Genomic DNA, 15,308 nt, shown 5'->3' on the forward strand with positions numbered 1-15,308 from the left:
TAAACAAAAAAACTCCCCTTCTTAAAAAGAAAGGGAGCACTCAAAAAAAACTATAAAAAGTTCAAATTACTTTACTACAATTAAATTATTTGCTTCATCAAATATAGTGATTTCTACTGCTTCTGTCAAAATGTCTGCATAACTATAAGATACTCGTTCAAAAGAATTCTCATCTTGATCCAGGTCAACCACGAAGACGGCATGATATGTTTCTCTTAGCACACCAGCTCGTTCAATCGTTTTCTTACGTCCTCCGTTTGCTTTTAATTGCAAACGTTTGCCTAAATGGTGATCTAATGACTTTTTAATATCAGCTAAAGTTTTTGGCATTTCGCTTACACCTCACTGAATACTATGATACAGCATTTTTTATTTATTGTCAAACAAAATATTTTAACAACGATTCACTATGCTTGTCAATATATTTATTTATCAATAGCATTATTTTTATTTATTAATATTACTGATATTGTAACAAGTATTCTTAATGAAAGTGAGGGTACAATTCATCTGCAAGTTTGCCAAACTCTTCAATCGTTAAAGTTTCACCTCTTCTAGTAGGTTCAATGTCTACATTATGAAGGGCTTGAATAATTAGATCTTTCTTCTCCTTCCCATTCGGTAAGGAGGCTTGCAAATTATTAATAATGGTTTTTCTTCTTTGAATAAATGATCCTCTTGATACCTGGAAAAAGAAATCTTCATCTAGTACCTTAACCGGCGGCTTCTCGTGACGAGTTAGCTTTATAACTGCAGAATCTACATTTGGAGGTGGCATAAAGACTGTCTTTGGAACCGTCATTGCCACTTCCGCCATCATGTAATACTGAATAGCTATTGATAAAGATCCATAAGCTTTTGTTCCTGGCTTGGCAGTAATTCTATCTGCTACTTCTTTTTGCATCATTACAACCATCCCGCGTAAGGGCAAGCGTTCCATTAACAGCTTTAGTAGAATGGGCGTAGTAACATAATAAGGTAAATTCGCTACTACCATTACATCCTGAAAGTCTGAGAGCTTTTCTTTCCAAATTTCTTGAATATTAGCCTCTAATATATCCGAATGAATAATTTCTACATTATCATACGGAGAAAGTGTGTCCTCCAAAACCGGCAAGAGACGTTGGTCGATTTCAAAGGAGATAACTTTCCCAGCAGCCCTTGCTAAATGCTCGGTTAAAGCTCCTATTCCCGGCCCTACCTCAATAGCAGCAGAATCCTTCGTCAGCTCTGCGTGACTCACAATATTCCGCAAGATGTTCGGGTCTATTAAAAAGTTTTGTCCTAAGCTCTTCTTAAAGGAAAAACCATATTTTTTTAAGATTTCCTGTGTTCTAACTGGGGTCGCGATATCTTTTTGTGTCATTATTTATTTTCCTCCGAGTTCAGTTGCAAAATCGCCTGTTCCAATTGTTCTTTGGAAATTTGAAATATAGACAAGCGCTTCTGTAGCTGTTTTCCATTTGTATAACCAATCTTTAGTATTTCCCCAAGTCTCGTTCTTCTTCCCTTGGAATCAGGATGCCCGATAAGTGTCGCTTCTATCAACATACTTAATGGAATTGGCTCCTGTATGTCATGGTCAAGCTTTGGTGTGTAGACATCTTGCAGTGCCTGTCTGATGTCCTCATCTTTCGCATGCTCAATACCTAGACCCTTACCATTTTTAGCAATCGTTTTATCCTTTGATAAGAAAGCATGTTTCACCCCTGGTACCTGTTCCTCAATGATCGCTCTAATTCTTCTCCCTGGATAGTCTGGATCTGTAAAGACGATGACACCTCTTTTTTCTTGGGCATGTTGAATTTTTATAAGGGTTTCTTTAGAAATAGCTGACCCATTTGTTTCAATAGTATCTGCTTCAACAGCTCTTTTAATTGCTGTCGTGTCATCTTTACCCTCAACGACAATAATCTCCTTTATTCGCAAAAAGCTTCCTCTTTTCTTGATCTCTATATCCATTATCATAACGCAAAAAAGCTTCCCCTTACAACGAAAGGGAAGCACTCGTAATTAGTTTAAAACTTTAATACGTACTTTTTTACGACCAAAATTATATGCTTGGGATTTCGATGGCATAAAAAGATCTATTTTATTCCCTTTAATAGCTCCTCCTGTGTCACCTGCAATAGCATACCCGTAGCCTTCTACCCAAACCTTTGAGCCTAATGGGATAACACTTGGATCTACAGCAATAACTTTTACATCAGGGTTAGATTTAAGATTAATACCAGTTGAAGTTACACCACTGCAGCCGTTGCAATAAGCAGTGTAGGCTGTTGCGGTAACATAGAATTCTTTCCCCCCAGAAGATGAGTTAGAAGTACCTGCTACTTTGGAAGACCCACGAGATACACTAGCTGTCACAACCTTTGTACCTACTGCAACTACCTTCTTCTTAGGTTCTTTTGTTACTTTTTCTTCTACTACTTTTCGAGATACCTCTACACCATTTTCTTTTACTACTTCATATGTTCGGGAAACAGTTCCTTTTTCTCCTGCTTGAACAACTTTTTCCTTACCTTTTGGTAGCGAGTTATCTTTTTTTGTTTCTACTGCAAAGTTTGTTTCTTCTTCAACTACATCGGTGACCTTTTCTACTCGCACTATTTTTATAACAGTATCTGGTGTTACTTGCTCATCCATACTCTGCTTCAAACGGTCCAATTCATTTAAATGAATGTCATGTTTTTTTAAAAAGTCAGCGACCGTAGTCGAAGTGGACCATAATTTTTTCTTTTCCTTTCCATCTAAAACAGTTACTTGGTAAGCCTTTTTGATAGAAATTTCATTGTCCGGTCCTACCACTGCATCCATCGCAGGGGTTACTTTATCATGCTCAGCTAACTGAACATTTGCCTTTGCCAATATTTCTGAAACTAAATCGTCAGTAGTATGTACACTTTGTACCTTTCCATCTACCGTGACTTGTACTTTTCTTGCCTGCTCCCACTCAACCTCTAAATTATTCGAGATTGAAGTGTTCACTGAGGGATGTAAATAATCATGGTCCGAAACTATTATATCTTGCTCATCTAATAGTTCCTTCACTGTATTTGCATGAGTTGTAATTTCTTGTTGTTGTCCGTTTACTGTCAATGCGACAGTTTTCTTTGTACCTTCGTACAATACAAAGGTAACAGCTGCAATAAACACCAATAAAGACAATGCAGTTACTAATGTTTTCTTGCTCCTCAATGAAGGAAGGAACAGGTTTTTCATGTTATTTTTTTGCATGAAAAACGCCTCCTTGTTCACTCGTGTGATTATATAGAGTACTTTTCAGCTTGTCAACTCTTTTGGATTTTCCCTCTATTTACCTGAAGCTAATTTTTAACCCTTTTTTCATAACCGTTAATTAGGCAGATTAAAGAATTTTAGCGCATTTTTACTCGTAGCCTCTGCTACCTCTTCTACTGTCAAACCCTTTAATCTAGCTATTTCCTCTGCGACCAAAGCCACTAGCGCTGGCTCATTTCTTTTTCCACGATGTGGATGTGGAGCGAGATACGGTGCATCTGTTTCTATTAACAGCTTATCCAAAGGAATTTCTGTAGCCACTTCTTTCGGCTTCTTTGCATTTTTAAAAGTTACAGGGCCACCTAAGGAAATCATAAAGTTCATTTCAATGCATTGTTTCGCTGTTTCTACGCTACCACCAAAACAGTGCATGACTCCTCCCGTAAGATGAGCCTCTTCTTCTTGAAGAATTTTTACAACATCTTCCGTTGCATCACGATTATGTATAATCACAGGGAGATTTACCTTCTGAGCCAAACGAATTTGCTTTCGAAAAAGCTCCTGCTGAACATCTTTTGGAGACTTGTCCCAATAATAGTCCAACCCTGTCTCTCCTATCCCAACTACCTTCTCATGTGCAGAAAGCTCTTCAATCCATTGCAAATCAGCATCTGTACAATCAATTGCATCGACTGGGTGCCAGCCAATGACAGCATAGATAAACGGGTATGTATCTGCAAGAATCATAGCTCGTTCAATTGTCTTTCGATCGAATCCAATTACAACCATTTTTTGGACATCTGCTTCAATTGCTCGATCAATTACATCCTGTAAATCCTCATCATATTGGTCTGCATTTAAATGTACATGAGTATCAATTAACATATAGATGTTCTCCTATCTGTAAAATATTCTACAACTTTTTCTTTTTACATACATCACGATATTATTACAAATACATTAAATTAGCTGAATTTTTAAGTCAAACTAAATCTTTTTCTTCATATACATGAAATTTTTTTCTAAATATACAAGAAGTTGTTTTAGGGAGGAAATTCTTTATAAATCCATAAACTCCTGATTCATCCCGGCAAGTATAAATGAAATGAGCGGAGAGCATATTACCGCACACAGGGCATATGGCATATAATATCGTTCTAAGGAGAGTAAAGCAAAGAAAAAACATTCATCAATTAAAGAAGGGCTGCCCCATAAGTTTTCTGCTTATGGAACAGCCCATTTTCTATATTATTTCCCTTTATTTAACCTGTGCACCATTTTCTAATTTTTCATCTACAGTTGCTAAAGTTAAAAAGCCGTCCTTTTCTCCAGCCAGAATCATCCCTTCCGATAACTCTCCTCTTAACTTCACTGGCTTTAAATTTGCAACCACTATTACTTTCTTCCCGATAAGTTCGTTCGGCTCGTAGTGTTTCGCTATACCTGACACGACTTGACGTTTTTCATAGCCTAAATCCAACTGTAATTTTAGGAGCTTATCTGCTTTTGGCATTTTTTCGCAAGAAATGACGGTCGCAACGCGTAAATCTACTTTAAAGAAATCATCTATAGATATTTCCTCTACTTTTTCCTCTTCTTCTATTTCTTCCTCTTGAGGGGTTTGAACAGATCCTTGCATCTGCTCTCGTATATAAGAAACCTCCACATCCACTTCTAAACGCGGGAAAATAGGTACTCCTGTTTTAATGACAACTGTACCCGCTGGGATGACATGAAAGCTATTCAGATTACTCCATTTTAACAATTCCTCTGAAAGGCCTAGCTGTTTTACTATTTCTTTCGGACTGTTTGTCATAAATGGTTGAATGAGCGTAGCAATCATTCTTAAGCTTTCTGCTAAATTAGTCATGACAGCTGCCAACTGTCCTTTTTGAGTTTCATCTTTAGCAAGCACCCATGGTTGCGTTTCATCTATATATTTGTTTGTGCGTGATACAAGTGCCCAAAGATCACTTAAAACTGCGCTAAATTGCATTTTCTCCATATTTGCTTCATACTTGTCAACCGTTTCCTTTGCAAACTGAATAAGAGCTTCATCAAATTCTGTAGCAACCGTGTCAGAAACTGGTATAGAACCATCAAAATACTTATTAATCATAGAGACTGTACGATTCAACAGATTTCCAAGATCATTCGCTAAATCAAAATTAGTGCGTTCTACAAAGGACTCAGGTGAAAATACACCGTCTTGGCCGAACGGAAGCTCTCTTAGTAAGAAGTAACGAGTAGCATCAAGTCCGTAGCGTTCTACTAGCATTTCTGGATATACGACATTTCCTTTAGATTTAGACATTTTACCGTCCTTCATCATGATAAATCCATGAGCAAATACTTTTTTAGGTAATGGTAAATTTAATGCCATAAGGAATATAGGCCAATAAATGGTGTGAAAACGAACTATATCCTTTCCAACCACATGTACGTCTGCAGGCCAATACTTTCTAAATAGAGAGTCATCCTCTGATAAATAACCTAGTGAGGTAATATAATTAGTCAGTGCGTCTACCCATACATATATGACATGCTTTGAATCTCCTGGTACTTTTATTCCCCAGTCAAAGGATGTTCTGGAAACAGATAAATCTTCTAGTCCTGGTTTAATAAAGTTATTGATCATCTCATTCTTACGAGACTCAGGCTCTATAAACTCTACATTGTTTTCATAATACTCCAGAAGACGACCTGCATATTTCTTCATATTAAAGAAATAAGATTCCTCTTTTACTTTATGTACCGGACGCCCACAATCAGGACAGTTACCGTCCTCTAATTGTGTCTCTGTGAAAAATGATTCACATGGGGTACAGTACCATCCCTCATACTCTCCCTTATAAATATCGCCGTTATCTAAGAAAGTTTGAAAAATCTTTTCTACTGTTTTTTTATGACGTTCCTCTGTCGTTTGGATAAAATCATCATACGAAATATCCATTAAAGCCCAAACTTTCTTAGCTGCCGCTGCAATTTCATTTACATATGCTTGCGGCTCCATTCCTGCCTCTTGGGCTTTCTCTTGAATTTTTTGACCATGTTCATCCATACCAGTTAAGAATCTTACATCATAGCCCTTTAGCCGTTTGTAGCGCGCCATTGCATCAGAAGCTACAGTTGTATAGGCAGTACCAATGTGGAATTTTCCACTCGGATAGTAAATTGGCGTGGTTAAATAGAATGTTTTTTGCTCGTTCAATTTGATATTGCCTCCAATGCGTTCTTTATTTATTTCCTATTCTATCTAAATGAATAAGTGGTTTCAATCTATACTACTAGATTCACTTGTCGAATTAAACAGGAGGTTCGATTTTCTTCCAAAAAAAAGAATTTTATTAATAACTTTTATATATAACCACATCTAACTGGGGTTTTCGCCTGCAAAAAGTCATATTTTTATCATAAATTCTAATAAAATCAGAAGAATAATTATTGACCAATATGGTAGTACTTGGTATGATAGACTACATAAAAGAGGTTTATGTCGAATTATGGCGAAAAATATACACTCTTGAGAGGAGAACTTTAATAATGAAATCTACAGGTATTGTTCGTAAAGTTGATGAATTAGGACGAGTAGTTATTCCGATTGAACTACGTCGTACACTTGGTATTGCTGAAAAAGATGCTTTAGAAATCTACGTTGACGATGATAAAATCATCTTAAAAAAATATATGCCTAACATGACATGTGCTGTTACTGGAGAAGTTTCTGAAGATAACCTACGTCTAGTTGGCGGTAAATTAATCTTAAGCCCAGAAGGCGCTGAAGCATTAATTAAAGAAATTCAAAGCAACTTAAAATAATGTTAATAGGTGTAGCAAGGATTTACCTTGCTACCCTTTTCTTTTTGGTCTCAGTTAATATGATAAGCCTGATACACTTCCCGCTTGGAAATCCCTCTTTCTTTTGCAACCTCTTTCACTGCTTCTTTTGAGCTGATTCCTTTTTCTTTTATTACTTGCTCTACATGCTCCTCTAAAGATAAAGAAATCCACCAAGCTTCTTCCTCTTGAACAGATTCTCCATTACCTTCTAGAACAATACAAAACTCACCTCTAATGTCGGCACTTTCTACCCAAGCAACAGCTTCCTCTAAAGTTCCTCTGAGGAACTCCTCGAACTTTTTAGTTAGCTCCCTAGCAAGCGTTATTTTTCGATTACCTTCTATTATAGTAAGCATATCCTTTAAGGTATCTTTTAAACGATGTGGTGCTTCGTAAAGTAAGATTGTTTCCTTCCTTTTTTGAAGTTCTAGAAGCTCACTTTTTCTTTCTTTTTTATTTCTGCTTAAAAACCCATAAAAGTAAAACGGTTGAGTTTGCAGTCCAGAAGCAATTAGCGCAGTTATAGCTGCATTTGCTCCTGGTATTGGGATAACTGCAAATCCTTCAGCCACAGCCTTCTCCACAATATCGGCTCCTGGGTCAGAGATACATGGTAGACCTGCATCACTCACTAAAGCAACCTTTTTTCCCCTTCTTAATAACTCTAAAATCTTCTCCCCGCCTGTTTCTTGATTATGATCATGATAACTAAATAACGGGGTATTTATCTCAAAATAATTACAAAGCTTTTTTGTATTTCTCGTGTCTTCTGCTGCAATAAGATCTACTTCCTTTAAAATTCGTATAGCTCTCATTGTCATGTCCTCTAAATTACCAATAGGTGTTCCTACCAAGTATAAACAGCTATGTGTCTCATGCTCGGTTGACTTTTGGGATCTCATTTAACAGTTCCTCCCATATAGGCTTCTTTTTGTTTCCGTGAAAGCTGTTTAAATGCATACTCTGCTCTCATTGCTTCTTCCTTTGACTCAAATAACTCATAGTATATACATCTCACAGGCTTTCTAGCTCTTGTATATTTGGCACCTTTGCCTTCATTGTGTTTTTTCATTCGATTCACTAAATCATTTGTATATCCTGCATAATACGAACCATCTCTACATTCTAATACATAAAAAATGTGATTTCCTTTATCTTGCTCCATATAGCATCTCTTTTACTTCGTTTGTATATTCTCCATCTTCCCCATACACATATAAAGGTGGGAGAATCCTCAAATCTGGCTTCCCATCTTTTATTCCTTCTATTAATAAAGTGTTTGCTTCCTTCCCAGGCTTGGGATAGACAAGTTGTATCCGCTTTGGCTCAAGTCTATTTGCTCGCATAGCAGTTACGATATCTAACAGTCTTCCAGGACGATGGACAAAAGCAGCCTTTCCACCTTGTTTCAGAAGCTCACTTGCTGATTTTATTGCCTCATCAAGCTTTAAATGAATTTCATGTCGTGCAATTGCTAAATGTTCCTTTAGGTTGCGCTCACTTGCCTCATGAGCAGGGAAATATGGTGGATTGCAGGTAACAACATCGTACTTTTCATAGCCTATTTTTCCTGCTATTCCTATTACGTTATCTTCCCTAATTTCTATTCTTCCCTCTAGCTTATTATATTTCACGCTTCTGTCAGCCATATCAGCAAGTCTTTCTTGTAACTCTACTCCTATAATCTCTGCATTTGTTCGTGCGCTAAGAAATAAGGGGATCGCACCATTTCCAGTACATAAGTCTACTATTTTTCCTTTTTTAATGGGAACATATGTAAATTTAGCTAATAAAACAGCATCTAGCGAAAAAGAAAAAACAGAAGGGCTCTGAATTATTCTCAAATCCTCTGCCAATAAATAATCCAATCGCTCGTCATTTTTTAGCCATTCTTCCATTTCTACTACCTCCATACAAAACAAGAGACTGAGATTCCACCTATGTGGCATTCAGTCTCTTCATTTAACCATTTTGTTTATTTAAAAAAGATAAGCAAAACAGGCAATCTTCCTCTTTGCGAGGACTTCCATAATGAACGTGACATACATGATAGCCCTCCTGGTAGAGACGAGCCAAATTATCGTACCCTTCTCCAACATCCATCTTGTTCAACTGCCCTTTACCTTGCATTTTCTCTTGAGTCATTTCTTTTTCATGTATTTCATCAAGTCTTTGTCTTAAGTGCTTATTTTCTTCTTGCAGCGCCTGGCGTTCTTCAAGCAAGATTGCTACAAATTCTTTTAAAGCTCGAAATTGGAGCTGCGTGGACTCTAAATGTTTTTCAAATTCGATTACTGTATCCAAAAAATTACGGTCCATCACATATTCACCTCATTGCCTAGACCATTGTACTGGGCTTTTAGCATAGTTGATAATCTCATCTAACGTGTAGTCTAGTACACGCATAGGATCGCTAAATTCAATCTTTAAAACTCTTTCAAGCACATTCATGCCTACTACTTTACCAAAACCATCCGGTGTTTCTATCTTATCTCCAAGGTCTGGCATTTTTTCTCTTGCAGCCTCGTACTCATCATTTTCATACTTTAAGCAGCACATTAATCTTCCACAAAGACCTGAAATTTTAGAAGGATTTAAGGACAGATTTTGGTCCTTTGCCATCTTAATCGAAACTGGCTCAAAATCTCCAAGGAACGTTGAACAACAAAGCATACGACCACATGGACCAATTCCTCCAAGCATTTTCGCTTCGTCTCGTACCCCTATTTGTCGAAGCTCAATTCTTGTTCTAAATATAGAGGCTAAGTCCTTCACTAGGTCTCTAAAATCTACGCGACCCTCTGCAGTAAAATAAAAGATAATCTTGTTTCTGTCAAAGGTATATTCGACATCTACAAGCTTCATTTCTAACTGCCTCTCTAAAATCTTCTCTGTTCCTAAAGCCAAGGCTTGGGCAGATTCTAATCGATTTTCCTCTACCTGGATACGATCCTTTTCTGTAGATGGACGCACTACCTGCTTTAATGGAAGCACTACATCGTTCTCTCCGACCTGTTTAATCGGTACAACGACTTTCCCATACTCTACCCCTCTAGCAGTTTCTACGATGACATAGTCATCTTTTTCAAGCGCATAGTCTACTGGATCAAAATAATATATTTTACCCGCTTTTTTGAAGCGGACTCCTACCACTTTATACAACACTATACCCCTCCTGCAGGTTAAGCATCAGCTGTTCCATCATCAGCGTCCTATTCATATTTTTATGAAGATTTTGCTTTGCTTGTAAAATTAATTCTAATTGTTTAGATAATTTTCCGTAAGTTGTTTGCAAAGCCAACTGTTTCCAAACGGGAATCATGTCTGGATAAGTACAAGCTGTTTCCGGAGTTGCTTTTATAGCTACTATATCACGATAAGCAAATAGTAGTAAATCTAATACTTGTCCTGCTTCCTCTTTCTCTTTTAGCAATGGTCCAAAATCTTCATGAAGACATAAGAGCGCCTCCTGGGGATCCTTTTCCGCTGCTTGTACTAATTTTAACACTGATTTTCGTGTAAGTCCAAACTGCTCGTCTGTCGCTAAAATTAGTGCTTCTTCGACCTTATTTGTCAATCTACTAACCGTTGAAGCCATAGAATCTGTTATTCCTTCTTCTATTAATTTTTGCTTTAAAATAGCATGTGGAATCGCCGAGAGACTAATTTGCTGGCATCTCGAACGAATTGTTGGAATAAGGGCATGAATTTTGTCTGTTAAAAGAAAGGCAGTGATATTACTTTGAGGCTCCTCTAAAAATTTAAGTAATGCATTAGCAGCGCTATTATGTAGTCTATCTGCTTCATATATCACATAAACTTTTCTTCCGCTTTCAATAGAGGTCTTGCTCATTTCCTGTATTAACTCGTCTATCTGATTCCTTTTAACAAATTGTCCATCAGGTTTTATTTCCCTATAGTTTAAATGATTATGTGATTTTAGCCTTCTGCAGCTTCGACATGTTTCACATGGAACATAATTTGTCGGATTTTCGCAAAATAACAGCTGAACAAAAAACTGCATGATCTTTTCTGTCCCTGTTCCCTTTGCCCCATCTATAATATAAGCATGGCCTACTCTTCCCTTAGATACCATTGCTTGTACTTGCTGAATAGCCCTTGGTTGCAGTTTTTCAATTCCTTCTATGGACCATTCCTCTGTCATTATTTATTCATTCCTTTCTCTAAAAAATCCCGTGTCTCGCATTGTGCGAAAACACGGGAGTATTACGTATACAAATTAATTAGAAGTCCTTTAATCTCCCCAATTTTATCTAATAAGTCAAGGGAGCTTTTTTCTTGGTTCAGTATTTCTTCAGCTAATTCTACTAATTTTTCATCAATCGTTTCTACTATTTTAAGCTTTCTACCTTCTCCAAAGCGATTCCATGTGTGAGACTGCTTTAATCCCATTCCGAAATCAACAGCTTCTTGCAAAAATTTTCGAATGAGCATTTTATATTTCGCCATGTCCCGCAAATTTCTAGATCTAGCTAATCGATCTCCAGCTGTGGAGATATCTCCTAAAAGTCTAGTCAACGTTTCCGTCTGCATTCTCTGCTCTTGTTTGACGACCATATGACCGAACTTTGCAGAAGAAACATTTTGCGGAATGGTATTTCGAATCTTATCGTGTCCTACACGCAAGTCTTGGTTTATTTTCAAAATGTTCTTTCCTTTCCTTCATTTTAAAAATGATGGAATTGTTCAATAGGAAGGACAAATACTGTTGCTCCTCCTACCTCTACCTCCACAGGGTACGGGATATAAGAGTCTGCATTTCCTCCCATTGGAGAAACAGGTGCAACCATTTGCTCTCTTGCACGGCAATTATCTCTAATTAGTTCTAATGCAGATGCCACTAAAGAGTCATCGGTACCGATTAGAAAAGTAGTATTTCCAGATCTTAAAAATCCACCTGTACTTGCAAGTTTTGTTGCTCTAAACTTGGCTTTCGTTAACGCATTGGATAACCGATTACTATCTTGGTCCTGCACTACCGCTACTATTAATTTCATCGAGACTCACCCCTAATTATTATTATATATTCTTTCTATTATAACATAAACTATTTAATATTTTTCCAGTTCTTTCTTGGTGGCTAAATAAACTTCTTCGAGAACCTCTTCTACCTCCTTGGAAGCATCAATGGAGACAAAACGTTCTGGATATTTATCTAACAGCATTAAATATCCCTCTCTCACTTTCTCATGAAAAGAGAGACTTTCCACATCTAATCGATTTTTTTCTCTCTCCAGGTGGGCATTGATACGTGCCAGTCCAATACTTGGTTCTATATCAAAGTAAATGGTCTTGTCAGGCATTGTATCTCCTATTGCGAATTGATTAATCGAATAGATCTCCTCTACCCCGATTCCTCTAGCAAAGCCTTGATAAGCGAGGGAACTATCAATAAATCGATCACATATGACGATTTTTCCTTCATTTAAAGCAGGTAAGATTACCTCAACCAGGTGCTGTCTTCTTGCAGCAGCATATAACAACGCTTCCGTACGACTATCCATCATTATATGCTCTCTATCTAAAATTATATTACGTATTTCCTCTGAAATCTTTATACCGCCTGGCTCTCTAGTCATTAATACTTCATAGCCTTCATCCATTAGCCTGCTACCTAGCAGTTGCATCACTGTCGTCTTCCCAGCACCCTCTGGTCCCTCGCTTGTTATAAAATACCCTTTTTTCTTCACAATTAATCCTCCACAACATATATTAGCCTTTCTTCTAGACGATGGTTTCCTTGAAAGGAAGCCCCTTTCTCTATCCATTCCTCTAATTCTGTCAACACGGAAACAGTTATTTTCTCCCCAGGCAAAATTAACGGAATACCTGGTGGATAAGGAACAATCATTCCTTTTGCAACTCTCCCCAACGCTCGTGTATAAGGAATCCATTCCCCTTGCCTCTCATTTAATAAACTTACATTCATATGTAAGGTAGAAATCTCTTTCCCAGCAGTGGGGTGAATATCTTTTGGACTCTTAGGCTCTTCCTTCATTAAATCATCCACTGCATTTTTTATACGCTTTCTGACCTCTGCAAAAGAATAATCTTGGTCAAAAGTTAACAACGGCAAAATGAGTAACACCTGAGATGTATCCGCCAATTCAACGTAAAGTTGATGTGCCTCCAGGACTCTCTGTACCTGGAATCCAGAATATTTTCCTACTCTGATAAGCAGCTTAAGTGGGTCATCCACTTGTATTACTTCTAGCTGTTTTATTGTTTCTAATGCTTCAATAAACAACTTTCTCTTATCCATGAACTGTTTAAAATCTATATCACTGTACCTCTCCACATAATTACGAGCATCGTCTAACGAAGCAAGTAATAAATAGGAGGGGCTACTTGATTGGAGCATTCTAAGATATTTATTTACTCGTTCAACTAAGTCTAACGTTGAATTGATGTGCAGGAAGGAGCCCATTGTAAAGGCTGGTAAAGTCTTATGAGCTGATTGTACAACAATATCTGCTCCAAGCTCTAATGCCGACTTAGGAAAGCCTGTTGAAGCCCTAAAATGAGCACCATGAGCCTCATCTACTAAAACAAGCATATTGTTTTGGTGACATAGCTCTATTATTTCCTGTAGCTCAGCAGATACTACACCATAATAGTTAGGATATGTGATAACTACTGCTTTCGCATTAGGAAAATCCTCAATAGCCTTCCGAATTCCCTCTACTGACACTGTCGTCGCCGTCTTTGTTCGCTTATCCCAAACAGGGTTAACGAATATTGGTTCAGCCCCTACTAGTTCAATCGCATGAAAGATAGATTTATGTGCATTACGTTGCACTATCAATTGCTCCCCATACTGACAAACCGCATATATCATTGCTAGATTTCCGACAGTCGTCCCATTCACCAAGAAGAAGCTTTTCACCGATCCATAAGCTCTAGCTAATAAATCCTCCGCTTCCTTAATCGCTTCCTCTGGATGATGATAATCATCCAATCCACTTAGTTCCGTAAAATCATAGCCCATCGCTTGCTTCATAGGACTTGGAAGCTTAGATAATAAACCATGCTTATGCCCCGGCACATGCATCGAAATAGTCCTCTTATTATAAAATTTTTCTAATGCCTCAACCAGTGGGCGTGACTCCTGCATATGAAAACCTCCAATTACCTCTTGCTATCTTTATTATACATGAAAAAATGAGTGAATCCTTTGCTTTCCTTGCAAGGACATTAAGGAAAGAGAGTGTCTAACTCTTATTATTTCCTACTCTATTAGTACGGATACCCCACTCTCACAAGACAGACGCTGAATTGTTAGGATCGACTGAGTGAGAGTAAATGCAACCTCTCCGAGAATAAAGTCAGGTCAATCTCTAGAAGGGGGGAACCCTTACTAGAATTCCCCCCTTTACGAAAAACTGGTCGTCATTGGCCAATGCACTTCCACCATTCTTCCGCTTAACTTGAAGATACTGCCTCAGGTTAGACTCTTCTTTTTAGGCTGGCACGAACGAGAGTATTCCTGCTGAACGAGAATACCTCGGAAGATGTCCCTCCTTTTAGTCCGGCACGAATGAGAATAAATTCGGCTTTTCCGAGAGTAAATGCTCCCCGAACGAGAGTAACCACCACCTATCCGAGAGTATTTCACCCGTGAATGAGAGTAAATCCTCGGTTACCTATGACAGGGATTATTTTTTTGAATTTGCCCTTATAAAGATAACCGGTGAGCATTTGCCATGCCTTTTACCATTCTAAGTCTTCTAGCTTACTTGTGGATGCTGGGATAGGAGCTGGTATGGGAGATTGGAGGCATCGGCCATGCCTTCCCCAAATGTTCTTTCCTATTTAGATAGTAGGTGCTGATTGGGAGAATGCCTTCCTTTTATTCCGGCGCGATTGAGAATAAAGTCGGCTTTTCCGAGAGTAAATGCTCCCCGAATGAGAGTATTCTTGATGAATGAGAATAAATGCACTCTATCTGAGAGTATTGCTTCCGTGAACGAGAGTAACAAACACCTATTCGAGAGTATTCCTCCTATGAACGAGAGTAATTCAATCTGCCCCAGATAACCCTATCAGGTTGTCCAGCAATTTCTCCCCTTCTCGTAGATATTCTGACCAATAGAAAAAGACCGCCACCGATTTGACTCGGTGACGGCCTTGCTGTTGCCTAGCGACGTCCTACTCTCACAGGGGGAGACCCCCAACTACCATCGGCGCTGAAGAGCTTAACTTCCGTG

General features: G+C 38.0%; 17 protein-coding genes and 1 rRNA gene. 1 reads left to right on the top strand and 17 read right to left on the bottom strand.

Going from position 1 to position 15,308, the window contains the following annotated elements; translation table 11 throughout:
• Window positions 1–66: 66 nt before the first annotated feature.
• The 6 genes from veg to metG form a co-directional block, all read right to left on the bottom strand.
• A complete protein-coding gene (gene veg / locus AC1ECF_RS16355; RefSeq protein ID WP_480390495.1) occupies window positions 67–330 on the bottom strand; it encodes a biofilm formation stimulator Veg in 264 nt (87 codons plus the stop codon).
• A gap of 154 nt (window positions 331–484) precedes the next feature.
• Window positions 485–1,366, bottom strand: a complete 882-nt coding sequence (gene rsmA / locus AC1ECF_RS16360) for a 16S rRNA (adenine(1518)-N(6)/adenine(1519)-N(6))-dimethyltransferase RsmA (RefSeq protein ID WP_480390496.1) — start codon at window positions 1,364–1,366, stop codon at window positions 485–487.
• The gene (gene rnmV / locus AC1ECF_RS16365; protein ID WP_480390497.1) at window positions 1,366–1,929 is read right to left on the bottom strand and encodes a ribonuclease M5; all 564 of its coding nucleotides are present in this window, start codon (window positions 1,927–1,929) and stop codon (window positions 1,366–1,368) included. Before rnmV ends, rsmA begins: the two co-directional genes overlap by 1 nt.
• 84 nt (window positions 1,930–2,013) lie before the next feature.
• Window positions 2,014–3,237, bottom strand: a complete 1,224-nt coding sequence (locus AC1ECF_RS16370) for a ubiquitin-like domain-containing protein (protein ID WP_480390498.1) — start codon at window positions 3,235–3,237, stop codon at window positions 2,014–2,016.
• A 117-nt stretch (window positions 3,238–3,354) separates the two neighbouring features.
• On the bottom strand, window positions 3,355–4,125 hold the full coding sequence (locus tag AC1ECF_RS16375; RefSeq protein ID WP_480390499.1) for a TatD family hydrolase: 771 nt from the start codon (window positions 4,123–4,125) through the stop codon (window positions 3,355–3,357).
• Between the two features lie 373 nt (window positions 4,126–4,498).
• On the bottom strand, window positions 4,499–6,451 hold the full coding sequence (gene metG, locus AC1ECF_RS16380) for a methionine--tRNA ligase (protein WP_480390500.1): 1,953 nt from the start codon (window positions 6,449–6,451) through the stop codon (window positions 4,499–4,501).
• A gap of 332 nt (window positions 6,452–6,783) precedes the next feature.
• On the opposite strand from metG, the gene AC1ECF_RS16385 reads away from it, so the two are divergent.
• Entirely contained in the window at window positions 6,784–7,059 is a 276-nt protein-coding gene (locus tag AC1ECF_RS16385) for an AbrB/MazE/SpoVT family DNA-binding domain-containing protein (protein WP_480390501.1), read from the top strand.
• 50 nt (window positions 7,060–7,109) lie between these two features.
• On the opposite strand, the gene rsmI is transcribed toward AC1ECF_RS16385, so the two are convergent.
• The 11 genes from rsmI to rrf form a co-directional block, all read right to left on the bottom strand.
• Window positions 7,110–7,982: a 16S rRNA (cytidine(1402)-2'-O)-methyltransferase gene (rsmI, locus tag AC1ECF_RS16390; RefSeq protein ID WP_480390502.1), complete on the bottom strand. Its 873-nt coding sequence runs from the start codon at window positions 7,980–7,982 to the stop codon at window positions 7,110–7,112.
• Window positions 7,979–8,245 (bottom strand): GIY-YIG nuclease family protein, encoded by a 267-nt coding sequence (locus tag AC1ECF_RS16395; protein WP_480390503.1) that lies wholly within the window; start codon window positions 8,243–8,245, stop codon window positions 7,979–7,981. Before AC1ECF_RS16395 ends, rsmI begins: the two co-directional genes overlap by 4 nt.
• Complete coding sequence (locus tag AC1ECF_RS16400; RefSeq protein ID WP_480390504.1) at window positions 8,232–8,978, bottom strand: tRNA1(Val) (adenine(37)-N6)-methyltransferase; 747 nt, start codon at window positions 8,976–8,978, stop codon at window positions 8,232–8,234. The genes AC1ECF_RS16395 and AC1ECF_RS16400 overlap by 14 nt, the downstream gene beginning before the upstream one ends.
• A 64-nt stretch (window positions 8,979–9,042) precedes the next feature.
• Window positions 9,043–9,402: a DNA replication initiation control protein YabA gene (yabA, locus tag AC1ECF_RS16405; RefSeq protein WP_480390505.1), complete on the bottom strand. Its 360-nt coding sequence runs from the start codon at window positions 9,400–9,402 to the stop codon at window positions 9,043–9,045.
• A gap of 9 nt (window positions 9,403–9,411) precedes the next feature.
• Window positions 9,412–10,242, bottom strand: coding sequence for a PSP1 domain-containing protein (locus AC1ECF_RS16410; RefSeq protein ID WP_480390506.1), 831 nt, complete (start codon window positions 10,240–10,242; stop codon window positions 9,412–9,414).
• A complete protein-coding gene (holB, locus tag AC1ECF_RS16415) occupies window positions 10,235–11,245 on the bottom strand; it encodes a DNA polymerase III subunit delta' (RefSeq protein WP_480390507.1) in 1,011 nt (336 codons plus the stop codon). The genes AC1ECF_RS16410 and holB overlap by 8 nt, the downstream gene beginning before the upstream one ends.
• Window positions 11,246–11,307: 62 nt before the next feature.
• Window positions 11,308–11,745: a YaaR family protein gene (locus tag AC1ECF_RS16420; protein ID WP_480390508.1), complete on the bottom strand. Its 438-nt coding sequence runs from the start codon at window positions 11,743–11,745 to the stop codon at window positions 11,308–11,310.
• A gap of 23 nt (window positions 11,746–11,768) precedes the next feature.
• Window positions 11,769–12,098 carry a cyclic-di-AMP receptor gene (locus AC1ECF_RS16425; protein ID WP_093276576.1) on the bottom strand — a complete coding sequence of 110 codons (330 nt, stop codon included), beginning with the start codon at window positions 12,096–12,098 and terminating at the stop codon, window positions 11,769–11,771.
• Window positions 12,099–12,152: 54 nt separating this feature from the next.
• On the bottom strand, window positions 12,153–12,791 hold the full coding sequence (gene tmk / locus AC1ECF_RS16430) for a dTMP kinase (RefSeq protein ID WP_480390509.1): 639 nt from the start codon (window positions 12,789–12,791) through the stop codon (window positions 12,153–12,155).
• 2 nt (window positions 12,792–12,793) lie between these two features.
• Window positions 12,794–14,215, bottom strand: a complete 1,422-nt coding sequence (locus AC1ECF_RS16435) for an aminotransferase class I/II-fold pyridoxal phosphate-dependent enzyme (RefSeq protein ID WP_480390510.1) — start codon at window positions 14,213–14,215, stop codon at window positions 12,794–12,796.
• Between the two features lie 1,021 nt (window positions 14,216–15,236).
• Window positions 15,237–15,308, bottom strand: a 5S ribosomal RNA gene (rrf, locus tag AC1ECF_RS16440); the annotation flags it as partial.

It is taken from the genome of Psychrobacillus sp. Z3-81, assembly GCF_056620325.1.